The sequence below is a fragment of the Paenibacillus sp. NPDC093718 genome (genome assembly GCF_050279985.1).
Classification (GTDB): Bacteria; Bacillota; Bacilli; order Paenibacillales; family Paenibacillaceae; genus Paenibacillus_AQ.
On record NZ_JBNNUS010000009.1, the window covers coordinates 148,934 to 172,884 of the forward strand.

Annotated in this window: 20 protein-coding genes; 4 read left to right on the forward strand and 16 right to left on the reverse strand. The window is 52.2% G+C overall.

Going from position 1 to position 23,951, the window contains the following annotated elements:
• Nucleotides 1–103 precede the first annotated feature (103 nt).
• Nucleotides 104–1,021: an ArsR/SmtB family transcription factor gene (locus ACQKPA_RS24880; protein WP_427495170.1), complete on the forward strand. Its 918-nt coding sequence runs from the start codon at nucleotides 104–106 to the stop codon at nucleotides 1,019–1,021.
• A gap of 284 nt (nucleotides 1,022–1,305) precedes the next feature.
• Here the strand turns inward: ACQKPA_RS24880 and ACQKPA_RS24885 are convergent, their stop codons facing one another.
• From ACQKPA_RS24885 to ACQKPA_RS24960, 16 genes are all read right to left on the reverse strand, one after another.
• Entirely contained in the window at nucleotides 1,306–2,166 is an 861-nt protein-coding gene (locus ACQKPA_RS24885; protein WP_076320497.1) for a MurR/RpiR family transcriptional regulator, read from the reverse strand.
• Between the two features lie 94 nt (nucleotides 2,167–2,260).
• On the reverse strand, nucleotides 2,261–2,956 hold the full coding sequence (locus ACQKPA_RS24890) for a hypothetical protein (RefSeq protein ID WP_427495171.1): 696 nt from the start codon (nucleotides 2,954–2,956) through the stop codon (nucleotides 2,261–2,263).
• A 12-nt stretch (nucleotides 2,957–2,968) separates the two neighbouring features.
• Nucleotides 2,969–5,116, reverse strand: coding sequence for a hydantoinase/oxoprolinase family protein (locus tag ACQKPA_RS24895; protein ID WP_427495172.1), 2,148 nt, complete (start codon nucleotides 5,114–5,116; stop codon nucleotides 2,969–2,971).
• A gap of 61 nt (nucleotides 5,117–5,177) precedes the next feature.
• The gene (locus ACQKPA_RS24900) at nucleotides 5,178–6,470 is read right to left on the reverse strand and encodes a citrate transporter (RefSeq protein ID WP_256720371.1); all 1,293 of its coding nucleotides are present in this window, start codon (nucleotides 6,468–6,470) and stop codon (nucleotides 5,178–5,180) included.
• Between the two features lie 46 nt (nucleotides 6,471–6,516).
• Nucleotides 6,517–7,875 carry an FAD-dependent oxidoreductase gene (locus ACQKPA_RS24905; protein ID WP_427495173.1) on the reverse strand — a complete coding sequence of 453 codons (1,359 nt, stop codon included), beginning with the start codon at nucleotides 7,873–7,875 and terminating at the stop codon, nucleotides 6,517–6,519.
• Nucleotides 7,876–8,267: 392 nt separating this feature from the next.
• On the reverse strand, nucleotides 8,268–9,455 hold the full coding sequence (locus tag ACQKPA_RS24910; RefSeq protein WP_427495174.1) for a sn-glycerol-1-phosphate dehydrogenase: 1,188 nt from the start codon (nucleotides 9,453–9,455) through the stop codon (nucleotides 8,268–8,270).
• A 60-nt stretch (nucleotides 9,456–9,515) separates the two neighbouring features.
• Nucleotides 9,516–11,186, reverse strand: coding sequence for a ribulokinase (locus ACQKPA_RS24915; RefSeq protein WP_339295959.1), 1,671 nt, complete (start codon nucleotides 11,184–11,186; stop codon nucleotides 9,516–9,518).
• A 45-nt stretch (nucleotides 11,187–11,231) separates the two neighbouring features.
• Nucleotides 11,232–11,921 carry an L-ribulose-5-phosphate 4-epimerase gene (gene araD / locus ACQKPA_RS24920; protein ID WP_427495175.1) on the reverse strand — a complete coding sequence of 230 codons (690 nt, stop codon included), beginning with the start codon at nucleotides 11,919–11,921 and terminating at the stop codon, nucleotides 11,232–11,234.
• A 94-nt stretch (nucleotides 11,922–12,015) separates the two neighbouring features.
• Entirely contained in the window at nucleotides 12,016–13,104 is a 1,089-nt protein-coding gene (locus ACQKPA_RS24925) for a GntR family transcriptional regulator (protein ID WP_427495253.1), read from the reverse strand.
• 101 nt (nucleotides 13,105–13,205) lie between these two features.
• Nucleotides 13,206–14,693, reverse strand: coding sequence for an L-arabinose isomerase (araA, locus tag ACQKPA_RS24930; protein WP_260064382.1), 1,488 nt, complete (start codon nucleotides 14,691–14,693; stop codon nucleotides 13,206–13,208).
• Nucleotides 14,694–14,958: 265 nt separating this feature from the next.
• The gene (gene urtE, locus ACQKPA_RS24935) at nucleotides 14,959–15,654 is read right to left on the reverse strand and encodes an urea ABC transporter ATP-binding subunit UrtE (protein WP_427495176.1); all 696 of its coding nucleotides are present in this window, start codon (nucleotides 15,652–15,654) and stop codon (nucleotides 14,959–14,961) included.
• Nucleotides 15,632–16,471 carry an urea ABC transporter ATP-binding protein UrtD gene (urtD, locus tag ACQKPA_RS24940; protein WP_427495177.1) on the reverse strand — a complete coding sequence of 280 codons (840 nt, stop codon included), beginning with the start codon at nucleotides 16,469–16,471 and terminating at the stop codon, nucleotides 15,632–15,634. The genes urtE and urtD overlap by 23 nt, the downstream gene beginning before the upstream one ends.
• Nucleotides 16,446–17,534: an urea ABC transporter permease subunit UrtC gene (gene urtC / locus ACQKPA_RS24945; protein ID WP_427495179.1), complete on the reverse strand. Its 1,089-nt coding sequence runs from the start codon at nucleotides 17,532–17,534 to the stop codon at nucleotides 16,446–16,448. Before urtC ends, urtD begins: the two co-directional genes overlap by 26 nt.
• A gap of 15 nt (nucleotides 17,535–17,549) precedes the next feature.
• Nucleotides 17,550–18,455, reverse strand: coding sequence for an urea ABC transporter permease subunit UrtB (urtB, locus tag ACQKPA_RS24950; protein WP_220686106.1), 906 nt, complete (start codon nucleotides 18,453–18,455; stop codon nucleotides 17,550–17,552).
• A gap of 58 nt (nucleotides 18,456–18,513) precedes the next feature.
• The gene (gene urtA / locus ACQKPA_RS24955) at nucleotides 18,514–19,773 is read right to left on the reverse strand and encodes an urea ABC transporter substrate-binding protein (RefSeq protein ID WP_427495180.1); all 1,260 of its coding nucleotides are present in this window, start codon (nucleotides 19,771–19,773) and stop codon (nucleotides 18,514–18,516) included.
• Nucleotides 19,774–20,080: 307 nt separating this feature from the next.
• A complete protein-coding gene (locus ACQKPA_RS24960) occupies nucleotides 20,081–20,980 on the reverse strand; it encodes a glycerophosphodiester phosphodiesterase (protein WP_427495181.1) in 900 nt (299 codons plus the stop codon).
• Between the two features lie 271 nt (nucleotides 20,981–21,251).
• On the opposite strand from ACQKPA_RS24960, the gene kduI reads away from it, so the two are divergent.
• The 3 genes from kduI to kduD all read left to right on the forward strand — a co-directional run bounded on the left by kduI (nucleotide 21,252) and on the right by kduD (nucleotide 23,702).
• Nucleotides 21,252–22,085 carry a 5-dehydro-4-deoxy-D-glucuronate isomerase gene (kduI, locus tag ACQKPA_RS24965; RefSeq protein ID WP_427495182.1) on the forward strand — a complete coding sequence of 278 codons (834 nt, stop codon included), beginning with the start codon at nucleotides 21,252–21,254 and terminating at the stop codon, nucleotides 22,083–22,085.
• A gap of 40 nt (nucleotides 22,086–22,125) precedes the next feature.
• Complete coding sequence (locus tag ACQKPA_RS24970; protein ID WP_427495183.1) at nucleotides 22,126–22,875, forward strand: DeoR/GlpR family DNA-binding transcription regulator; 750 nt, start codon at nucleotides 22,126–22,128, stop codon at nucleotides 22,873–22,875.
• A 74-nt stretch (nucleotides 22,876–22,949) separates the two neighbouring features.
• Complete coding sequence (gene kduD, locus ACQKPA_RS24975; protein WP_427495184.1) at nucleotides 22,950–23,702, forward strand: 2-dehydro-3-deoxy-D-gluconate 5-dehydrogenase KduD; 753 nt, start codon at nucleotides 22,950–22,952, stop codon at nucleotides 23,700–23,702.
• Nucleotides 23,703–23,951 lie beyond the last annotated feature (249 nt).

Sequence of the window (23,951 nt, forward strand, 5' to 3'; positions counted from 1 at the left end):
ATCTTTATTTCGCGCTCATATTGATTTATAATTATTTGAAATAAACGTCTTTCCCCATACCATTGTTATATAATCCTCTAATTGGAAGAAGGTTTGAGATAAAATGATCTACATTAAAGATTTAATGAGCGGGCTTGATATCTTTAAAGCGCTCAGCTCGGAAATTCGCATTCAAATTCTGGAACTGCTGGCCAAGAACCAAAGCTTGAACCTTAACGATCTTGCGAACAGGCTGAATCTCAGCAATGGCGCTATTACCATGCATATCAAGAAATTGGAGGATAGCGGCCTGATCGAAATCAATACGACTGGCGGGAAGCATGGCATTCAGAAGATCTGCTACCTGAATAAAGATACCCTCATGGTTGATCTTCGCAGCAAGGATATTGATAACTTGTACGAGGTGGAGATTCAGGTTGGCCATTACAGCGATTATCAAGCGATCCCGACCTGCGGGCTTGCGACCAAGGACAGCATTATCGGAGATTTTGACGATCCGCGCTATTTCGCCGATCCGGAGCGGATCAACTCAGAGATCATCTGGCTTACCGAAGGATTCCTGGAATACCGGATTCCGAATTATTTGAAGTCCAACCAATCGTTCCGCGAGATCCAATTCTCTCTAGAGCTTGGCTCCGAGGCGCCGGGATATTGCGACAATTATCCATCGGACATTTTCTTTTACGTAAACGGAATCGAGATTGGCAGCTGGACAAGTCCGGGGGATTTCGGGGACAAACGCGGGACCTTCAACCCTGAATGGTGGCCGCCGCATTTGAACCAATACGGCATGCTGAAGCTGATCCGGATTAACAAGGAAGGCAGCTTTATCGATGGATGCCGCATTTCGGATGTCGGTCTGCACCAGATTCAGCTGGATTACAAGAGCGAGCTCACCTTCAGGATCGCCGTTAACGAGCGATCTGTTAATAAACGCGGTTTAACGATTTACGGCAAGCATTTCGGCAACTACAGCCAGGATCTGTTGGCCCGCGTGCTGTATGATGTAAAGGAAGGCTAGAGAGTCGAATGAATAGGGTGAACAAGAATCACTATAGTAGGTTAATATCTGCATTGGTTTGATACGTTTATCCACTAAAGTATGGAAAATAGCAGGAGCAGGGACACCCTGCTCCTGCTTGTTTGTGCGGACATGCTGAAAGCAGGCGCGGGCTTGAACGATAAGAATATCGAATATCTGCTCGCTCTCCCCATTTCCCACACCGCCAAAACAACAAGTCATAAGCAGCATTTAAAAACGCCCCCGCCGCGCATTTGCGCGACAAGAGCGTTTTGTTTCTACAATCACAGAAAATAATTCGTTATCGATTGATCGCTTGCCAGTATTCCTTCGCTGTCCAGCTTTTTCTTCAAATACTGCTTATCCGATGAAATGAAAACGCTCATAATGAGATCGACGACAAACAGAAACGTGATATGGTTGGACATAAAAGCGCTGTTATTGACCGAGATTTTATCTGGCGCAATAATATCGACCACCGCATTTTCTGTAATCGCCGATGAGTCATAACAGGTGACTGCCACGGTCTTGGCCTGATTGACCTGCGCGATGTTGACGGCATCGATAATCTCCCGGGTCGAACCTGATCGCGAGAAGGCAATTACGACATCCTCGGGACCGCATTGGGAGGCCGCGATTTTCATCTCCCTGCTGTCATTGATTGCATCAGCATGAACGCCGATAATCGCGAGCCGGTTCTTCAATGCCATGGCCGCGAGGAACGAATCGAACAAGCCGATGAGGAGGATTCGGCGCGCGCCCTTCAGCAGCTTGACCACTTGATGAAGCTGATCTTCCGTAATGAGCGCCGAAGTGTTAACGATCAGCTCGTTATAGTCGAGTGCCAGCGCATCAATGACGTTAATCTCGCGTCTCTCTTTCTTCTTGGCCTGCATATCCCGGTAAAACGCATCCTGGGCGAACGCGATTTTAAAATCGTTGAACCCTTTGAATCCCACCTTTTTGCAAAAACGGTTGATGCTTGTCTCGGACACACCAATTTCATTCGCGATGGCCGTAATGGTGTTACGGGTGATGAATTCCGGATTGTGTATAACAAAATTAGCGATCTGATTTTCGCCGTATGTTAATTTTTGAGTTTGCGATACAATTTTTGCGATAACCGCCGGAACCTGTGAAGACATGGTACCTCCTCCTGACTGCCAATGGGAAAAATACGAATCCGGTAACTTTGCCAGTACACCCCATTATATCATATCAAGGGAAGCAATGATAAAATCAGACCACCATCATCTTCCATTGTTCCACCCGCCGGCTAAGCTCAGCTGCATCCATCACCCTCGTTTCTACAAGAAACGCGTAATCAAGCGCATTCGGCAAGCAGGGCAGGCCCAGTATCGTTTTGCAGAACGCATGCGCAGCGATTTCACTGCATTTCACAATGCTTGACCTTTTCGTATACCAGCTTCCCAGCTTAAACATATCAATCGGCTCCAGCGTCTCATTCGTGAACTGCCCCGCCCGGTATTCCGTATAATGAAAAAACTCATGCGCTAAATGAAGGTCGATCAGCCGCTCCAGCTCCTGTTCCCGCTCCTCGCATCCATTCCCCATCACCGTCCGGTACGCCTGCCGCATATCGCGGAGCGACGAGGCATAGATGATAATCGCCGGCGGGCTCTTCGCGAAATCAATCTGCGCGCGGAAGCTGACGTTGTGGAAAGTGCCGGACCGATTCGTCACTTGATACTGTAAGCCTTCCATCTGACACAGCTCCCGGATGGACTTGCCTTTGTTCTTATAGCCAGCCGCCGTCTCTCTGCCCCGTTTAAGTGACATGCTTACATAGTACGCTATTCGATCCTTCGGTATTTTGTGGAAAAGAGGGTCCTGCTCCAGCTCCGCGCACGCCAGCAACTCATCAGCCCCCTCCTCTTCCATCAATCGGCGAATAACCTCGTCCGGATCCGGCATACCTTCCCCTCCTTATTGATAAACAACGACGATCAATTCTTCTTCCTGTGTCAGCATCTCCGTCTCGATCTCGAGAATCGACATCAACTGCTCCTTCGTCTGCATTCCGGTCAAATCGAGCATCTTCTCCCGATAAAAGACGAATACCTTCGGGATCGTTGCGTTTGCATCGGAGTAGATCGTATTGTCATCCAAAAAATCTTGTAATCGGTCCCCGAACTGAGCCTTGGTCAGCTTCGCGAAGTGGACGTTCCCCTTCTTGAACCGGACGACGCCTTCCCGATCGAGCACGCTCACATAGGTCGTTTTCTTCTTGATCAGTCCGAAAAATGATTTCTTCGTCTCCTCGCAGGCGAATAGGCTCCATCGGCCGCACTGGGACGCTAGCTTCATGCTGGCCGCCGGTTGATCGACTGAGCTAGCGGCTATGACGGCCATCTCCTCGACAGACAGCGCTTGCTGACCCAGATCTTTGGAGCGAAGCTCTGTCGAGCCGGTAGCGACGGCCCGCAAAATATTTTTTTGGCTATCAATCTCGATCGTTACCTCGACCGTATCCTCACTGGCGCCGGATTTGACGATGCGCTCGACGATCTCGGACCGAATGCGCTTGATATCCTCTTCCGTCGGATTCACGACGGTTCTCTCCAACTGCTCCTTCACCATCGCAAGGGCGACGCCTATGGTTGATACATATGGCGCGTTATTCGCGATCTGGAAGCGGAACCGCTCCCGTTCCGCCATCGCCGGAACAAGCACGGCCCCGCTGCCTCCGCCGCCGACCAACTTCACAAACGAGCGATCCAGCTCATAGTCTTCGATCATCTCATTGACGGTCTTCATCGTCTTATCAATCGCGATATTCATAACCTGTCTGGCGGCCTCCTCGATGCTCAGGCCTACATGGTCGGCAAGGGCTTCCCATGCCCGCACGGCCGCTTCCTTGTTCCCTCGCGCGTAATCGCCCTCCGGAATATAGCCGAGAATGTTGGCCGCGCCGGCCAGTGTGTAGGAGAATTCCTTGCCTGTCTCACTCTCCAAAATAATATATTCGGCTGGATCCCCTTCCCGCGGGCTGACGAACTTGACCTTCGGATTGACGATCTGCTCCGCCCCGGCGAACGCCTCGTATTCCTGGCCCGCAATATGGGCGCTTCGCGGGCCGACATCGATGATGTTCCCGTTCGCCACCTTAATCATGCTTCCGCCGGCAATGCCAAGCGTCCGGACATCCAAGGACTGCAAATAAGTCCGGTGGCCGCCGACTTGGGCATTCTTGATCATGACCTTCCCGTTTTTGATGACGGAAATATCGACGCTTGTGCCGCCGACCTCGAAAAAGATGCCATCCGACACCTTTTCATACATCAGCACACCGGCAACACCGGCGGCAAGTCCCGACAGCATCGTCAATATCGGACGTTTGCGCACCTCGTCGATACTCATAACGCCGCCGTCGCAGCGCATAATCATGAGCTGGGATTGAATATTTGCATGTTTGACGGATTTCTCTGTCATATTCGCCGTTTCCATCATTTTCGGAATGAGTGATGCATTCACGACCGCCGTTCTTGTCCGTGTCTTGAGTCCATACAACTGGGAAATTTCATGCCCGCCGGTAGCATACATGCCTTTGCGGCTCGCTATCTCAACGACACGAAGCTCATTGGCCGGATCATCAACGCTGTACGCCTCGGAAGCGACGATCACTTCCGCCCCCTGCCGCGCAAGCTCGTCAATCGCCGCTTCGATATCCTCATCCCGCAAATTTTTGGAATCAAGGTACGTATGGTACGTCTTCAAATACTTGCCCGGCGCCAGCTCAATGTCCCCGGGATTCGACTCCGAGCGTGCGCTCATCCCATCAAGGCCGGAACCCATGCCAATAATGCCGACACGAGCCACATCCCCCTCCAGCAAGGCGTTCGTCGCTTGCGTCGTCCCGTGGGCGATAAAGGTCACATCGTCCGGAGCAATGCCCTCGCTCTCCAAAATCCGCTTCAATATTTGTACAATCCCTTTCGCCACACCATCTTCGTCATGATGTGTCGTCGGAATTTTCATCTTCCCAATAACCTCGTACGTCTCATTGTCAATGACGGCCGCATCCGTGAAGGTGCCTCCGACATCAATCCCGACCCTTACTTTTCTTCTCTCCATCGTTCTCCTCCTGCGACAACGGGCAGACACTCGCAAGTCTCCGCCCGGATTCTATCTGCTTCTAAAAGACCATGAATGAACCCAACACCATCGAAATCAGCACCGCAACCATCATCCAAGGAAGCGTCTTTTTCAAAATATCGTTAATATCACTCTTCGTAAAATCCGCGACCCACACATTATGCGAGTTGGTCGGGTCGGATACGGCCTGCACGTTGCTGACGACGCGCAGCGCCAGCATCGCCGCGACCGGGGTCATACCCGCCGTGACGAACAGAGCTGCAATGCCGCTGCCCAGGCCCCATACGTTCAGCGGCCCACGGTAGATGGCGAGCGGAGATAGCAGCGTAAAGAACAGAATGTACATCAACGGATTGGTCGGCAGCACAGCTTCAATCAACGGACTGATCAGTGCCGACACCTGTGGCGCCATAACGGAATTCAACAAAATGCCGATGCCGATCATGAGCGCCATCGCGCCGGCAACGTCCTGAATCCCTTCCACCAGCGCACTGGACAGGACATGAATCGGCCGCTTCGGCCAAGTCAGCAGTATCGTAACCAACGCGCCGATGACCACCGCCGGGACAATGTCGAGCTTGAATGCAAAGACGAGAATGACCGGCACAAGCGGGCTGATGAGGGCAAAAGCAGGCACTTTTTTGCCTTCTCCTCCGGAAGCAGTCGGCATCGCCCATGCTTTGCGGCCTTTGCCGTCCCGCTTGATGTAGAATATAATCATCCCGAGCGACACAAGAATGAGCGGCAGCGCGGCGACCAGCGTATAATCCGCAATCGTCTGAACCGAGAGGCCCAGCACATCGACATAAACGGCCCAGTTGGAGACGTTGAACAGCGCGCCGACTCCAACGGCGGAAATAACAACGATGGATGCGACAAACTGGGAGATGCCTGCCGTCAGCATAATCGGAATGACGATCGTACCGACCAGGATGACCATGCCCAGTCCGCCGGCCGCCGAGAAAATAATGGATGCGGTTGCGAAAAACAGGACGGCAATCAGCATCGGCTTGTCACCTGCAAGCTCGGCCGCTTTTCGAATAATCGACTTGGTAATGCCGACTTTATTCAAAATTTGTCCGAACCAGGCCCCGAACACCAAGCCTGCGATGGCACCCGATAACCTCATCGAGCCGGATGACAGAATCGTCTTGGCAATCGTGGTCGTCTCGGGATCGTTCGACATCCACGGCACGCCGGCAATGACGGCAAACAGAATCGCCATCAAGGGCAGTGCCAGAATGGTCGGAAGCTTCCGGGTCATCATTAACCCGACAAACACAAGAAAAACTAGTAAAATGCCGATGGCTTGAACCCACATGAAAGATGTCACGTTGTATTCTCCTCTCGAATCAAGTTCTCAATAGGCTTATCTTCATCTATATTTCTAAATAAGCGCCCTGTGCTTTCAGCACGGACTGCACTTCCTTGATGTCCACATCCCGGACGCGAATGCCTTTCTTCGCGGCCAACGCGGATGCTACCCCGCCGGCATGGCCGATCGCCCCCGTCGTCGGTGTCGTCCGCATCGCGGCCTGCGCTTCGAAGGTGGCCGAAATGCATCGGCCGATAACGATCAGGTTCAGCACAGAATCCGTGACCATACAGGAGTAAGGAATGCTGTACATACCGCCCCATTCCAGCTTCTGATGCTTCGTACCTTCGCCGTCCGGACTATGAATATCGATCGGGTAGCCAGAATGCGCGATCGTATCTTCGAACAGCCGCTGTTCCAGCAAATCATCGGCCGTCAGCGTGTACACGCCCTTAATCTGACGGGATCCCCGAATGCCAATATTCGGGCCGGTCGATTCCACGACCGCATGCTCAAAGCCCGGAATATACTTACGCATGAACAGCTCTAACTCGCGGCACTGCTTCCGCCCTTCCATCTCCGCCTTGCTCAGACTGAACGCATCCGTCGGATCATGACCGAGGATCCGGGTCGTATTCAGTATGACCTCGCCCGGGTTATTGGTCTCGAAGAATAGCACATTCTCTCGCGGAATCGAGATCTCGCCCCTCTCCTTCGCCAGTTTAAACAGACTGTCGAACCCGCCTACCGACAAGCGAGGCGCCTTCTCGATGATGGACGTGTCGCCCTGATACAGTGGAAAGTCTTCAGGATGGGCGTGAATATATTGTTTTACCTTCGGAATGTCGACGTTGTACATCTTCATCTTCAACGTCATCGGCTGCATGGCCCCATCGGATTCCCTGCCCTTGGTGAACTCGGCCCCTGCCCCGACGGACAAATCGCCGTCTCCCGTCCCGTCGATAAACACAGACGCCTCGATATCGCTCAAACCTGATTTATTGCATACTGTGATGCTGACGATTCGTCCGTCCTCGGTCCTCACGCCGGCCAGCATCGTATGATACAGAATCTCCCCTCCGTTCTCGGTGACCATCAGCTCCAGCTCATGCTTCATCGCTTCGGCATCGAACGGGGTAACCGAATACGTAAAGCCAACCGTATCGAAAATATGCCCCGGCGACTTGCCCTGCTTCTTCAGCCGTTCAATCAGCTGATCTGTAAACCCTTGAATGGCAAGCTTCTCTCCCGCATGGAATGTCATCATCGGCCCTACCCCATTCGCAGTAAGTGTCCCGCCAAGAAACCCATGGGACTCTACGATCAGCGTCTTCACCCCTAAACTCGATGCCGCAACGGCTGCCATTGCTCCCGATATGCCGCCGCCCATGACCACCACATCATACTTCAGCCTGTTTCCCATATCATCCTCGCTCCTTCTGATTTAGTGATGTATGATTTGCTGCTTTACCCATAGCCTATCAAACAAAAAGTTAAATGTAAATGCTTACAAGAAAATAATTTTCTATATATCCGTAAATTATGTTTATTATTTTCCAAGCGTTCTGAATCCATCTCTTTAAGCATATGAACTAAAAAATCACCGAAGCCTACTCCGGCGATCTGCTCCGCGCGTCCAAGATAATATACTGAATTTCAAAACACAAAAAAGGGACTTTCAATGATCATCGAAAGTCCCTTTCTTCTTTGACAAAACATAATCTCTACTATAAAGATGCGAATAGCAAAACCAGAATCGATCACTGTGCAAGCTTTAGCTCGCATCCTGCAATCCGCTTAAAATAACTCTCCTTATTACCTCACACCAACCTTGGCCTCGTTCAAAGCCCTCAAGATGGTATGGCGGTCGCGCAGCGTGTGCGCCTCACGCAGACTCTCCCGGAACAGCTCGTCATCAATGCCAAGCTCCTGCAGGGTTGACGGACCTCCGGCTTGCCGCAGCAGCTCGGCGATCTCCTCCTTCGAAGGGACCTTACGCAGCCACTCTTGAACCTGCTCTTTATATGTCTCCCAATGTGTAGGCTCGGCATTAGGATACACGCCCTTATCGGCCGCGTCGTGATAAAGGCTCGATATTTCGCTGCAGGCCACCCCCACCTTGGCACCATGCAGCAGGGCCCGGTTGCCCCGGCGCAAGTACTCCATCTCCCAATAATGCGACAGATGATGTTCCGCCCCGGAGGCAGGATGGGACTGACCGAACAGCAGCATCGCGATACCCGACTCGATCAAAGCCGTCATCAGAATGCGAATCCCTTCCTCCGTACGCTGGCCAATCGCCTCCACATGCTGAATGCAAGCCTCAAGCGCCTTCTCCGTAATGGCTGCTACCTGATCATCATAGGGCTCGCCGGCCGTGGCCGACGAGAATTTCCAATCCAGCAGCGATGTATATTTGCCGAGCATATCGCCAAAGCCTGCCGCTACCAGCGGCTGCGGTGCCTTCACAAGAATGTCCGGATCGGCGAATATCGCGATCGGAGCCGTAGCCGCAAAGGTTTGCTTGACTCCCCGGACCACGATCGGCGCTCCCGCCGAAGTAAAGCCGTCGACCGAAGGTGCCGTAGGTACCGAGATGAACGGCTTGCCGCTCCGATGACTCACAAAGCGGGTAATGTCATGAATGGTCCCGGACCCCACAGCGATTAAGCATCCTGTCCCTTCAGGATCCACTTCGATAAACAGCTGCATCAAGGAGCGTTCATCGGCCACAACATCGCCTTGCTCATCAGGCTGAATCAGACACAGCCGGGGCTTCTGACCATCGGCTTCCAGGCTCTTCACCAGCTTTTTACCCGCCGCTTCATACGTATTCGCATCTGCAACAACGATTGGTGAACTGAGGCCCTGCCGTTTAAGATGCGAAGGCACGTCTTGCACAGCTCCGGGCTCAAGCACCATGGTTTCTAGTCCGCGGAACGTCGGCTGCCGCTCCCTAATCCGGTTCATTAAACCTTTTGCATCGTTCAAGTAATCCGTCACATTCGTTCTCTCCTTCATCCCATCCTGCCGTATTTATTCAGGCTTCTAGTCTGACAGGGCCTATTCAGCCGTTTGCTTAATCCGTTTCAGCCGTTTCATCACGTCGTTTTCGCCCCGGCCAAAATAGTCATGCAGCTTGCTGTATTCCTGATACAGCTGCTCATACACTTCCACATGCTCCGGAATCGGTTTGAAGGTCTCTTCCTTCACCCGTGCCATCTTCTCGGCGGCATCGATAATCGAATCATACCCGCCCTGCGCCTCGCCCGCAGCGACTGCAGCGAACATCGCGGCGCCAAGCGCCGGCGTCTGTTTGGAATCAGCCACCATGATTTCGCGATTCGTAACATCCGCATAGATCTGCATCAAAAGACGGTTCTTTTGAGGCAGTCCGCCGCAAGCATACAGAACATCCACCGCGACACCGTTCTCGTGAAAAGCGTCCACGATTTTGCGCGTGCCGAATGCGGTCGCCTCAAGCAAGGCGCGGTAGATTTCCTGCGGCTTCGTCAACAGGGTCATCCCTAACATCAGCCCGGTCAGATCCGTATCCACCAGCACGGAACGGTTGCCGTTCCACCAGTCCAGTGCAAGCAATCCGGTTTGACCCGGCTTATAGGCAGCAGCTTCTCGCTCAAGCCATTGATGCACGCCGATTCCTTCCTCGGACGCAGCTTCTTTTACATACGCGGGAAGCGCTTCCTCGACGTACCATTCAAAAATATCGCCTACTGCCGATTGCCCGGCTTCATAACCGTATAATCCGGGAATGATGCCGTCCTCGACGACACCGCACATCCCTTCAACCTGTTTCTCTTCGGTACCGAGCAGCATATGGCAGATGGATGTGCCCATCGCCATTACCAGCTTGCCCGGAGTGACGACACCGACCGCAGGCACCGCAGCATGAGCGTCAACGTTGCCGACGGCCACGGCAATCCCTGGAGTTAAGCCCATCATCTCCGCCATCTTCTCAGTAAGACCGCCTGCGCTGCTGCCGAGGGGACGGACCTCTCCGCGCAGCTTCGTATCGGTCAGATCCTCCAGCCGGGGATCCAGCGCCTTAAAATATTCCTTGCTTGGATATCCGTCTTGTTTATGCCATATCGCCTTGTAACCCGCCGTACAGCTGTTGCGGACAATCTGGCCGGTCATTTGGGAAATGACCCAATCGGTCGCTTCCAGGAATCGGTCCGCACGTTCATAGATTGCCGGTGCCTCATCAAGAATTTGCCAGACCTTGGCAATCATCCATTCGGAAGAAATCTTCCCGCCATAGCGGGGCAAGAAGGCTTCTCCGCGCTCGGCGGCAATCGCGTTGATCTTGTCTGCTTCTGGTTGGGCGGCATGATGCTTCCACAGCTTAACCCAGCTGTGCGGCTGGTCGGCCAGCTCCGGTTGGAAGCAGAGCGGCTCCCCAAGCTCGTCAACGGGCAGCATGGTGCAAGCCGTAAAATCAATGCCAATGCCGATCACATCCGCCGGATCTATACCGGATTGCTGAATAACGGCAGGCACGGATACCTTCAGAACCTCCAAATAATCCCCTGGATGCTGAAGCGCCCAGTCGTGCTCCAGCTTCTTACCGGAACCTGGCAAAAACTCATCGATGACATGATGCCGGTAAGGCGTAACATGATCCGCCACTTCCTGCCCGTCAGCCAAATTAACCAACACCGCACGCCCGGACTGCGTTCCGTAATCGACACCAATGGTGTATTTATTCCCCATCTCATTTCCTCCTACAGATGAAATCATGAATGATGAATACAATCGTTACTTTTGACCGTAATAGGCATTAACTCCATGCTTCCGCAAAAAATGGCGATCCAGCAGCGTCTGATCCATCGGTTCGGTTTCCGGATTAATTTGCTGCATCCGGGCTGCAATCTTGGCGCACTCCTCCAATACGACCGCATTATGCACCGCATTATGCGGATCCTTGCCCCACACAAATGGGGCATGCGAATGGACAAGCACCCCGGGCACCATGTTCGGATCCAGGTCCGCGAATCGCTCGACAATGACGTTGCCCGTCTCCAGCTCATAGGCTCCCTCAATTTCTTCGCGGGTCATGGGCCGTGTAACCGGAATCTCTCCGTAAAAATAGTCGGCGTGCGTCGTTCCGTAGGCACGAAGCGCACGTCCGGCTTGAGCCCAGCTCGTTCCCCATGGAGAGTGGGTGTGCACAATTCCGCCGATCTCTTTAAAGTTCTGATATAGGACCAGATGAGTCGGGGTATCGGAGGAAGGGCGCATATCCCCTTCAACGACATTTCCCTTCAAATCCAGAACGACCATATCGGCCGCTTTTAAATCCTCATAAGGCACACCGCTTGGCTTAATGACAAACAGTCCACGTTCACGGTCGATGCCGCTGACATTTCCCCATGTAAAGGTAACGAGTCCGTGCTTCGGAAGCTCCAGATTCGCCTCCAGCACCTGCTGCTTTAAATCCTCCAACATGAACAACCGCTCCTCTCTATATTTGAAAAATATAGTTGTACGTACAAGTTGGCAGACAAGGGTCCGAAACTCGGACCTTTTACTCCCTTATTCTCTACCGTTTCTTCACCGAGTCTCTCTCCACCAGCTCCGGCTGAAACACCGTATCCTCTATAACGGTATGAAACTCAATCATACTAATTAATTGTCTGGCCGCCATGATTCCCATCTCTGTTTTCGGGTGGGTCATCGTCGTCAGCTTCACGCCGGAAGCAACGGCAAGCGTCGAATCATCGAAGCCGACCATGGACACGTCCTGCGGAATTTGCAGTCCGCATTGCCCGGCAGCCTCCGCTAAAGATACAGCCAGCTCGTCGTTATAACATACAAACCCCGTCGGTCGCTGCTCCTCCGGCTGCTTCAGCAACTGGATGGCCTGATCATACGGAAGACTTCCCTTCTGTTCCGTTGTATACGTAACCACCCGCTCCGGTGAAACGGGAATTCCAGCCTCGCGATGCGCACGTAAGAAGCCTTTTAGCCGGTTCACGCCTTGAAGATCATCCCGCTTGAAGAATCCGGCTATCGCTTGGTGTCCGTTCTCGATCAAATGACGTGTGGCCTTGTAACCGCCAAGCTCATCATCAAGCTTCAGACAAGGACATTCCAGCTCCCGATACTTCTCATTGATCATCAAAAACGGAATTCCCTTCTCCTGCAGGGACAGGAAATACGTCAAATTCGGGTTCCCCTCCGCACTCTTGGTCGGCTCGATAATGAGCCCGCTGAGCGGCTGGCTGGTCATGAGCTGAAGACTCTCCATCTCCTTCTCCTTGTTGTTATCGGTACTGGAGAGCAGCAGTCGATATCCCTTGCTGCGCAGCTCCGCCTCCGCTCCCCGAACGATATGCGGGAAGATATAATCCGAGATGTAAGTTGTAATGATGCCGATCGTCTTAACCTGCTCACTCTCCCGCCGGTCGGGATTTCTGGCGAACGTCCCTTTGCCCTGAATCCTTTCCAGCCAGCCCTCCTTCTCCAACTCGCCGAACGTTTGGCGGACCGTCTGGCGGCTTACGCCGAACTGGTCGGCGATTTCATGCTCCGAAGGAACCTGTTTGCCTGCTTGAAGCCTTCCGGATTCAAACCAGGAGAGCAGTTCGTTTTTTAATACAATATATTTGGGTATCCGTCTATTATTCATCATTCACCTCTAGCCTCACGCACTCATTATGTTAGGATCACCTGCAATCCTAAGTTATCTCGCTATTGTAACACAGGCCAGGGGAATGCCGACAGAACCAGTTACCGCAGACGGTATGCGGCTTCACTCCAACGGAGCTCGTTCTTGAAGCGCGGTATCGTTGTATCCTTATCAATAATGACCGCTTCAATGCCGACCATCTCCGCCCAATCGCTCAAATGCTCTGCCGTCATGGCATAAGATAGAACGGTATGGTGCGCTCCGCCAGCCAAAATCCACGCTTCCGCAGACTCGCGAAGGGATGGCTGCGGTTTCCACAGCACACGGGCGACCGGCAGCTTCGGCATCGGCTGTTCAACCTTGACGCCATCCACCACATTCACCAGCAGTCTGAAGCGGTGCCCGAGATCAACCAGAGAAGCATTCACAGCTGGGCCGTCCTGGCCGTTAAACACGAGACGCGCCGGATCTCCCTTGCCCCCAATCCCGAGCGGATGAACCTCCAGCGTCGGTTTATCCAATGCGATGGTCGGACATACCTCCAGCATGTGCGATCCAAGAATCATATGATTCCCCGGCTCAAAGTGATAGGTGTAGTCCTCCATGAAGGAAGTGCTTTTATTGCCGGCAAGCACCTTCAATACACGGGTCAAGGCAGCTGTTTTCCAATCCCCTTCCCCGCCGAAGCCGTAACCCGACTCCATCAGACGCTGTACGGCGAGTCCCGGAAGCTGCTTCATCCCATGCAGATCCTCAAAGGTCGTCGTGAATGCGCCAAAGCCGCCTTCCTCAAGGAAACGACGAAGCGCAATCTCGATCCGGGCTTGGTACGCAATCGAATCGCGTACGGGGCCATCGCTAAGCCCTTCCTTGGTTATCGAATACAATTCGGCATATTCATTCAAGAGGGCTTTTACCTCATCATCGCCGACTTCATTCATGGACTGCACAAGATCGCCGATGCCATAACCGTTCACGGACCAGCCAAGCTTGATTTGCGCTTCTACTTTATCTCCTTCGGTTACCGCCACCTGGCGCATATTATCGCCGAAGCGGGCCACCTTCAGCCTGCGGCTTTCGGCATAGGCCGCGGCGGTCCGCATCCAGCCGGCAATGCTGTCGCGAACCTCCCCGTCTTCCCAATGGCCCACAACCACCTTGCGGGCAATGCCCAGACGGGCACCGATATGGCCATACTCGCGGTCGCCGTGTGCAGACTGGTTGAGGTTCATAAAGTCCATATCAATCGTTTCCCAAGGGATATCCCGGTTGAATTGGGTATGGAAATGAAGAAGCGGCTTCTGCAATTGGGCTAGCCCCGCAATCCACATTTTGGCCGGGGAGAAGGTGTGCATCCAGGTCATAATGCCTGCGCAGGACTCATCGTTGTTAGCCTCAAGAATCAGGTTGTATATTTCATCGGGTGTCGTTACGATCGGCTTGAACACAATGGGGTAGGAAAATACAGGATCTTTATCAAACTCCGTTGCCACGATGCGGGAATGCTCGGCTACCTGCTCCAGCGTTTCGGGACCATACAAGTGCTGGCTTCCGGTGACGAACCAAAAAGAATGCGGTTTCAATTTCATAATAATAACGCCTCCTGTATGAATGCTTGCTCACTAACTTGTACATACCTATATACAATAATTATCAATATACTTATAAATGTACGTACAAGTTGAATCACTCACATTCTAACCCCGCATCTCAAAAATAGCAAGATCAAAATAAAAAAAGAGCTGCCCCTGCAGGTGAAAAAAACGAACCCATACAGGGACAACTTCCTATTTTTTCAAATGGTGATGATACTTTACTCACAACGCCAATGAACTAGCGCATGAATACTCTTACTTAGACCGTCAAATAATGCTCGAACTGCTCCATATCGATAGCATCCTGTACCCCTTCGGCAACAATTGTACCTTTATCCATCACATAGATATAGTCGGCTACGCTCCGGACGAACTCGATGCTCTGCTCCACCAGAATGACCGACGTTTCCCCTTTGGCTTTAATCCCCCGGATGACGTCTTGAATTTCCTCCACGATGGAAGGCTGGATTCCTTCGGTCGGCTCGTCGAGCAGCAGCACCTTGGGCCGGGAGGCAAGCGCCCTCGCGAAGGCGAGCTGCTGCTGCTGTCCGCCGCTTAAATCGCCGCCCTGACGGTGGTACATTTGCGGCAGCACTGGGAACAGGGCTAACACATCCTCCGGGAATGCCTTCCTCCTCGGCACGCTTGGCTCGAGTCCGAGCAGCAGATTCTCCTTCACCGTAAGCTGAGGAAAAATCTCTCGCCCTTGCGGGACATACCCGATGCCGCCTCTCGCCCTTTTTACGGAATCCCAGCCGGTAACCTCCTGCTCGCCAAGAGTCATCCGCCCCTGCCGGATTTTCAGCTGCCCGGTTAAGGTCCGCATGAGTGTGGTTTTCCCGACGCCGTTGCGCCCTATCAGACATACGACCTTGGCCGGGTCGACAACCATGGTTACACCGCGTAGTACGGGACTCTCCCCGTAGCCCGATTCAATGCCCTGCAGCTTGAGCATTCGCCTCCCTCCTTTTTCCCAGATAAACCTCGGCTACCAGGGGATCACGCTGAATCTCCTGCATGGAGCCTTCCTTCAGCAGCTTCCCTTCATGCATCACGGTAACCTTGGCGGCAAAAGAGCGCACAAACTCCATATCGTGCTCGACCACAACGACGGAGCATTCCTTGGCGATACGCTGGAGGAGCTCACCGGTCTTCATCGTCTCCTCGTCCGTCATCCCGGCTACCGGCTCATCGAGCAGCAGAAGCCGCGGCTTCTGAAGCAGCAGCATGCCGATCTCCAGCCATTGCTTCTCCCCATGCGACAGAGAGCCTGCCCGAACATAAAGCCTCTCGGGCAGCCCGATCAACTCCAGAACCTTCTTCATCTCGAATGTGGTGCACCGATTTCTCCTGGCCTTCAGCGCACGGAACACGCTTCGATCGGGATCGACGGTCAGCTCCAGGTTTTCTTTGACGCTCAGGTTAGGAAATATCGACGGCGCTTGAAATTTGCGTCCCACGCCGAGGCGGGCGATTTCATACTCCCGCTTTCTGGTGATCTCCATGCCATCCCCAAGCAGCACCCTTCCTGCGGCAGGCTTAGTTTTCCCGCAGATCACGTCCAGCATCGTGGTTTTTCCCGCGCCGTTCGGGCCGATCAGAAAATGCAGCTCATGCTGACGCAGCGCCAGATTCATATCGTTCACCGCCACAAACCCGCCAAAAGTGACCGTAATGTTCTCCGCGGACAGCACGATAGGGGAAATACCGATGTCCCTGACTTCTCCATGGACGGCTAGCGGCATATCAACTCTCTTCGCGTACGGCTGCATGGACAGTCCCTCCTCTTCGGGATAATGACGAAACCACCTTGCTCCACAATCCGGTCAATCCTTTCGGCATCAACACAACAACGATGACAAATAAAGCACCCAATACGAGCAGCCATCCTTCCGGATAAGCCTCGCTGATCCCGGTCTTGGCTGCGTTCAACAGCACGGCACCAATAATAGCGCCGATCAGCGTTCCCCTGCCGCCGAGAGCGACCCAGAGCACCATTTCAATGGACGGAACGATGCCCATCATGGACGGCGAAATAATGCCGACCTGAAGGACAAACAGCATGCCTGCAAGCCCGGCCAGACCGCCCGATACGGAAAAAGCAAAAGTTTTGTAGCGGGACGGGTCAAATCCCAGAAACCGGACCCTGTTCTCTCCATCCCTGGACGCTTCCAGCACCTGGCCCACCCTACTGTTCACAATTCTTCTGCATAGAATATAGGTTCCTGCCAGAGCGGCCAGTGTAACAAAATACAATCCGATTTTCGTTGACGGCGCGTTCAGATTAAAACCCAAAATGGAGTTGTAACCCGTAAGCCCGTTCGTGCCTCCCGTCCACTCCTGCTTGCCTACAAACAGCGTAACCACGATCATGACCAGAGCCTGCGTCAGGATCGTAAAATAAACGCCAACGATCCGGTTGCGGAACGTAAAATATCCGAGTATTAACGCGAGCAGGGCCGGAAGCAGCATCCCGAGTAGCAAGGCCACGGGAAAAGATCGGAACGGCTCCCAGAACCATGGGAGCGCCGTCACTCCGCTCCATCCCATGAAATCAGGCAGGGACGCGCCGCTGGCGTCCAGCTTCAAATACATGGCCATGGCATAAGCGCCTAATCCAAAGAACACACCGTGCCCCAGGCTTAGAATGCCGCCATAACCCCAGATCAGGTCAAGCCCAACCGCCAGGATCGCCAAAGCCAGAAATTTCGTCAACAATCCGAGGCGAAAAGGGGTCGTAAACAAGGGAGCCATACACATCAAGAGCAATACCACGCTCCACAAAATCCGTTTCGATCGGCTGCCGGGATTTCCTGTCAACCATTTCAGCACCATACCATCCCCTCCTCTCTAATCCAGGCTGCGTGTTCGTAGCGCAACAAGCCCGCGTGGCTTCCACTGCAGGAATGCCACGATGCAGGCGAATACCAGCACTTTGCCGATAGATGCCGAAGTGTAGGTCTCAAACAGCGTATTAAACACGCCGATGCCCAGCGCCCCGGCAACCGTGCCGATCAATTTCCCGACGCCGCCGAGGACCACCACCATGAAAGCATCGACGATATAGTAGGTTCCTATCGAGGGACCGATCGGGCCGAGCAGTGTCAACGCACAGCCGGCAATGCCGGCAATGCCCGAGCCGATCGCAAACGTCAGGCCGTCCACGCGTCGGGTTGAAATACCGAGACACCCGGCCATGCTTCGATTTTGCATCACCGCCCGCATTCTTCGGCCTTGGACCGTTCTGTAAATATAGAGATACATGGCTGTCAGCACGACGGCCACCAATACGATGATGAACAGCCGCTTGTATGGAAGGACGATGCTTGAAGTGATCGCCAGCCCGCCGTTTAGCCAGGACGGGCTGGTAACAGCCACATTCGGCGCGCCGAAGATGAATCTTGCGATTTGCTGGAGCATCATCCCGACGCCCCATGTGGCGAGCAAACTATCCAGCGGCCTGCCGTACAGATGCCGTATGAGCACCATTTCAAGCAGCCATCCGACGGCGGCTGCAACCAAGAACGATACAAGCAAAGCCGCGATGAAATAGGTGTCGAACCAGGATTTCGGCATATACGCGGTAAACAAACCCTGCGTGACGTACGTTGAGTAAGCACCGATCATGATCAGCTCGCCATGGGCCATATTAATGACATTCATCAAGCCGAACGTCACTGCTAAGCCAAGAGCGATCAATAATAGGATCGAGCTGACGCTGAGTCCGTTAAACACTTGCAGGATCGTCATTTCCATCCGGGTGAACCTCCTTTCACGAAAAAACCCGAAGGCCTTCCATGCATGAGATGAAGCTTTATTCTCCGCTTAATCCCTTCGCCCAATCATAGGTTTTCAGATAGGGATCCGGTTTAACGGGTTCTCCCGAATTCCAGAGCTCCTTGAATTGTCCGTCAGCCTGCACCTCGCCGATGCGAACCGTTTTATGAATATGCTGATTCTCGCCATCAATGGTTACTTTTCCTTCCGGAGCGGCGAACTCAATGCCTTTTGCCGCTTCCTTCACCTGGGCCACCTCTGTTGTTCCTGCCTTCTCCACCGCGGCCTTCCATAAGTACACCGCGGTATACCCCGCTTCGATCGGGTCGGCCGTCACGCGGTCAGCGCCGTATTTTGCTTTGTATTTGTCAACAAAAGCCTTGTTCTCCGGAGTTTCGGTAGACTGATAATAGTTCCAGGCTGCCAGATGTCCCTCCAGTATGTCCGCGCCGATGCCGCGGATTTCCTCCTCCGCAACACTAACCGACAGCGTGGTCATATCTTTGGAGGTTATGCCCGCATCCTTCAGCTGCTTGAAGAAGGCCACATTGCTGTCGCCGTTTAGCGTGTTATAGACAATATCGGGCTTCGCCTCTTTGATCTTGGCTATGATCGTGCTGAAATCGGTATGGCCCAGCGGCGTGTATTCCTCGCCAGCCAGTTCGCCGCCCTCGGCCGTCAGCTGGGCCTTGATGATCTTGTTGGCCGTTCTCGGAAACACGTAATCGGAGCCGAGGAGGAACATTTTTTTGCCGCGGTTCTCCAGCAGCCAGGTCACCGAGGGTACGATCTGCTGATTGGTTGTTGCACCCGTATAAAAAATGTTAGGTGAGGATTCCAGCCCTTCATATTGGACCGGATAGAATAAAAGGCCGTTGTTCTGTTCGAAAACAGGGAGCATGGCTTTCCGGCTGGCGGAGGTCCAGCCTCCGAAGACGGCGGCAACCTTGTCCTGCTGCAGCAGTTTGCCCGCCTTCTCCGCGAAAGTCGGCCAATCCGAGGCACCGTCCTCGATCACGGGTTCGATCTGCTTGCCAAGCACGCCGCCAGCCGCATTGATTTCTTCGATGGCAAGCATCTCCGCATCCTTAACGGATACTTCGCTGATGGCCATCGTTCCGCTGAGTGAGTGAAGAATGCCAACCTTAATCGAATCGCCTGCGGCTTCTACCGCCGGACCCCCGTTATCCGCTCCGGCGGTTGGAGCGGCTTCCTTTTCCGTCACGCAGCCTGACATCAAAATCGCACATAATACAAATGAGGCCCAGCCTTTAACGATCACGCTTTGTTTCTTCATTCGCTCCCAACTCCCTTTTTTTACGTTTCCGAACATTCTATCTGCAACCTGACTTCTCTGTTCGTTATCCCACATTATAGTTGCCTTATATTTCTTATGTCAATAATATTGACATTATTTTATTCATTTTTACGATAATAATAAAAATTTAGCTTATTTTTCATATCATTGAGTTATATTATCTAACATAATTATAAAAAAAACTGCGATTTAATCTGAATTTCGATTATTGTGTTATATTTACTTGCACACAAATAAAAAAAACAACCCTTGATTTCTCAAAAGGTTGTCAACGACGTTATGCCATTTATCTGATCATTTTCCTGTTCGAAATCGAAATCGGTACCCGATCCGGATAATCCGTAATAATCCCATCCACGTTAATTTGAAGCACATAAGGAATTTGCAGCATATCCCGGATGGTCCAGACCATCGTTTTGAGCCCGGATTGATGTATCTTTTGAACCAGCCCTTTGGATACCAGCCTCATCGATACATTCACATACTCCGCATAAGTCTTCATTTCTTCCAGCCGCTGCTTGGATAAGTCGCCCGCACTGGTGATAACAACGCCCAGCGGGATATCGGGCATCAGCTGACGGAATCGAAGGAGAGAGTCCGTATCTGCTGACTGCACGATGATCAGGTCCTTGTATCTCTCACCACCATCAGCGCCGATGATATACCTTTTCAATTCGTCTGCGACCCTCTCCTCTATACCCGGATACCGGGAGGGAGATTTCAATTCGATCAACAGCCCGATACGCCCGGCGAAATGCTCAAGCACCTCCGCCAAAGCGGGAATGACTTCTCCTTTAAACGTCGAATCGTACCATGAACCTGCATCCAGCATACGCAGCTCCTCAAAGGTTAAATCGCCTACTTCTCCCTGCCCATCGGTGGTTCGTTCAACCGTGGAATCGTGAATCACAACGACCTGTCCATCCTTGCTCAATTGGACATCCAATTCCAGCATGTCCGCTCCCATATCCAATGCTTTAACAAATGAAGCCATCGTATTTTCCGGTGCATAACCCGATGCCCCCCGATGGGCAATATTAACCCAGGCCTGATCGCGCTCATTCTCCGACCTCATCCAGACTTCCTGTTCCCTGGTTTGATGATAAGGATAATGCGGGACATCAGTTGCATTTTGAGAACCGGTCACTGCGAGCACAGCTGTTAAGATTACAATCATTCTTTTCATCGGGTTATCAATCTCCTAGTCGTACCTTGTTCACTTCATAGCTAGCCTTGCTGAAGAATCATTTCAGGGCAGCCTGCCCATCCCCATTGATGCTAGTTCTTCCCTTTCTGCTCCAAGTTCAGTCAGATATAAATGAAGTCGGCTCGATGTTCACCAGGTATATTTATGGTTCATTTTGTATTTAACTCTTGTAATGTGAACGTAAATGGAGTAATTTGTACTTATATGAACATTATGAATTCATTATAATAGAATGAGGAGATGAACGAACATGGAAAGACGTTATGCATCACACCCTAATGAAGTGAAACAATATGACACAGAAAGACTCCGCAAGGAATTCCATATCCCCGTCCTGTTTACGCCTGACAAGCTGGAGCTTGTCCTGACGCACGAAGATCGTATGATTATCGGTGGCGCCGCTCCCGTTCAAGAACAAGTCAAATTGGAAACCGACCTTAAAGAGCTGGGTGTTTCCTCATTCCTGGAACGCCGTGAGCTTGGCATTATCAATATTGGCGGACATGGTACCGTGCTGGTGGACGGTGCGGAGCATGAGCTGAACAACAAAGAATGCTTGTACGTTGGCATGGGCACGGAAGAGGTTATTTTTAAAAGCACGGATCCAACAAATCCGGCTAAATTCTATTTAAATTCTGCTCCGGCGCACCAATCATTCCCGACAGCCAAGGCCACTCTGGAGGAAGCCGATTCCAGCGCTTTGGGCGATATCAAAAATTCCAATGATCGCGTGATCTATCGTTTCATCCATCAAAAAGGCATTGAGAGCGCCCAGCTTGTTATGGGTATGACCCTGCTCAAAGAAGGAAACATGTGGAACACGATGCCTGCCCATACCCACCCTAGACGCATGGAGGCTTATCTCTATTTTGATTTACCGGAAGAGGCGGTTGTCATCCATCTGATGGGTGAACCCAATGAAACGCGGCACATCGTCATGCGCAATGAACAGGCCGTGATTTCGCCAAGCTGGTCGATCCACAGCGGCGTAGGCACAAGCAACTATACCTTTATCTGGGGCATGGCCGGAGATAATAAACGTTATGATGATATGGACCCGGTGTCCATAAAGGATTTAAAATAGAGGGGATTATCCATTAACCCACGGAAGAGTTGAGATTCATATGAACCCGTTACGACGCTATGAAAAAATAATGGAGTACCTTCTAACCCATAAAGAAGTGACTGTCGCCGACCTAAGCCAGCAGCTTCAAGTAACCGGAAAAACCATACGCGAGGATCTGACCAAGCTGGAGGAACAGGGTCTAATCGTTCGTGTGCATGGCGGAGCTGTCCTTGCGCACAGCGATCAATTCGGTATCCTGCCGTCCAAAGAACCGCTTGCCAAACATCCGACTGAAAAGACCGAAATCGCGCTGAAAGCGCTGAAGCATATCAATACCGATGACATCATTGCCTTAGACGGAGGCAGCACCACGTTGGAGATTGCCCGCAGGCTGGAGGATGTGCCTCTGACGGTCATTACGAACGATGTGTATATCATCAGCGAATTGGCGAGCAAAAATCATATCCGTTTGGTCGTTCCGGGGGGCTACCGGGTCCGAAATATGCTCGCTGGCCCTGAAGGTGTATCGTATGTATCACAGCTGAACATTCAAAAAGCCTTCATATCCGCCACGGGCGTCCATCTTGATCATGGATTGTCCATATATACCGGGGACTTGATCCCTTTCAAACGGGCATTAATCGAAACCTCGCTGGAGGTTTATGCCGTTGTCGACCATCACAAATTCGGTCAAACGGCATTAAGGACATTTTCATCCCTGCAGGAGATCAGCGGCATCATGACCGATGCGGGACTGTCACCCGAGACGATCAAACAATATGAAGGTGCCGGCGTTACCATGCTGTAAACGCAACATGAAACTCAAAACCCGCCTAACTTCATCATTACTAATAGAGAGCAAATGAGAGGGGATACTGGAGCATGAACAGGTTTGACTTATCAGGCAAAACCGCAATCGTCACCGGCTCCGCCAGAGGACTAGGGCAAGGCATAGCGATAGCTCTAGCCGAAGCCGGCGCGGATATCGTTGCCGTGTCCATGAATACAAGCGCCGAAACGATAGAAGCCATCACTTCACTCGGCAGAAAAGCTTCCGAAATTCAGGCCGATCTAAGCGACCAGAGTAAACTCCAGCAAACTTTTGACCAAGCGCTGGAGCTGACGGGGCATGTGGACATTCTCGTAAACAATGCCGGCATTATCCGCCGGACGCCCGCCAAAGATCATGGTACTCAAGATTGGCTTGACGTGATTGACTTGAATCTGAATACCGTATTTTTGCTGTCCCAACTTGCCGGAAGACATATGATTGAACGCGGCAGCGGCAAAATCATTAACATTTGCTCCATGCTGTCCTACCAAGGCGGAATCAATGTGCCCGGTTACACGGCCAGCAAGCATGGCGTTGCCGGCTTAACCAAGGCTTTGGCCAATGAATGGGCAGCCAGCGGCATTCAGGTAAACGGAATTGCTCCCGGTTATATCGAAACTGATAATACGGCAGCCATCCGTCAGGATGAGGAACGACGGACTTCCATTACGGAACGTATTCCTGCCGGACGCTGGGGGAAACCCGAGGATATTGGCGGACCCGCCGTATTCCTCGCTTCCGCCGCTTCGGATTACATGAACGGACATGTGCTTTGTGTTGATGGCGGATGGATGGCCCGTTAAGAAGCATAAAGTGTGTATCAAGAGCATGTCAACGTTTGCTTCAATTCTATCTAGCAAAAATAGGCTGTGCTTTTCCGCTGCTGCTGCAGACGGAGATAGCACAGTCTATTTTCAATCTCCTCTTATTTCCGATTAGAGACCTAAGTTCTTGCCGTGTACCGACATTTCACGAATATACGAACCATCCTTTGGGACATCCTAACATTACGAAATGGGCCTCGAAGGACCGTGAATAAAGAAAGGATGGGT

What these genes read in the sequence shown, in the direction of transcription:
- ACQKPA_RS24880 (WP_427495170.1), top strand. Translation starts at nt 104, where the DNA reads ATGATCTACATTAAAGATTTAATGAGCGGGCTTGATATCTTTAAAGCG.
- ACQKPA_RS24885 (WP_076320497.1), bottom strand. Translation starts at nt 2,166, where the DNA reads ATGTCTTCACAGGTTCCGGCGGTTATCGCAAAAATTGTATCGCAAACT.
- ACQKPA_RS24890 (WP_427495171.1), bottom strand. Translation starts at nt 2,956, where the DNA reads ATGCCGGATCCGGACGAGGTTATTCGCCGATTGATGGAAGAGGAGGGG.
- ACQKPA_RS24895 (WP_427495172.1), bottom strand. Translation starts at nt 5,116, where the DNA reads ATGGAGAGAAGAAAAGTAAGGGTCGGGATTGATGTCGGAGGCACCTTC.
- ACQKPA_RS24905 (WP_427495173.1), bottom strand. Translation starts at nt 7,875, where the DNA reads ATGGGAAACAGGCTGAAGTATGATGTGGTGGTCATGGGCGGCGGCATA.
- ACQKPA_RS24915 (WP_339295959.1), bottom strand. Translation starts at nt 11,186, where the DNA reads ATGGGGAATAAATACACCATTGGTGTCGATTACGGAACGCAGTCCGGG.
- araD (WP_427495175.1), bottom strand. Translation starts at nt 11,921, where the DNA reads ATGTTGGAGGATTTAAAGCAGCAGGTGCTGGAGGCGAATCTGGAGCTT.
- ACQKPA_RS24925 (WP_427495253.1), bottom strand. Translation starts at nt 13,104, where the DNA reads ATGAATAATAGACGGATACCCAAATATATTGTATTAAAAAACGAACTG.
- araA (WP_260064382.1), bottom strand. Translation starts at nt 14,693, where the DNA reads ATGAAATTGAAACCGCATTCTTTTTGGTTCGTCACCGGAAGCCAGCAC.
- urtE (WP_427495176.1), bottom strand. Translation starts at nt 15,654, where the DNA reads ATGCTCAAGCTGCAGGGCATTGAATCGGGCTACGGGGAGAGTCCCGTA.
- urtD (WP_427495177.1), bottom strand. Translation starts at nt 16,471, where the DNA reads ATGCAGCCGTACGCGAAGAGAGTTGATATGCCGCTAGCCGTCCATGGA.
- urtC (WP_427495179.1), bottom strand. Translation starts at nt 17,534, where the DNA reads ATGGTGCTGAAATGGTTGACAGGAAATCCCGGCAGCCGATCGAAACGG.
- urtB (WP_220686106.1), bottom strand. Translation starts at nt 18,455, where the DNA reads ATGGAAATGACGATCCTGCAAGTGTTTAACGGACTCAGCGTCAGCTCG.
- urtA (WP_427495180.1), bottom strand. Translation starts at nt 19,773, where the DNA reads ATGAAGAAACAAAGCGTGATCGTTAAAGGCTGGGCCTCATTTGTATTA.
- ACQKPA_RS24960 (WP_427495181.1), bottom strand. Translation starts at nt 20,980, where the DNA reads ATGAAAAGAATGATTGTAATCTTAACAGCTGTGCTCGCAGTGACCGGT.
- kduI (WP_427495182.1), top strand. Translation starts at nt 21,252, where the DNA reads ATGGAAAGACGTTATGCATCACACCCTAATGAAGTGAAACAATATGAC.
- ACQKPA_RS24970 (WP_427495183.1), top strand. Translation starts at nt 22,126, where the DNA reads ATGAACCCGTTACGACGCTATGAAAAAATAATGGAGTACCTTCTAACC.
- kduD (WP_427495184.1), top strand. Translation starts at nt 22,950, where the DNA reads ATGAACAGGTTTGACTTATCAGGCAAAACCGCAATCGTCACCGGCTCC.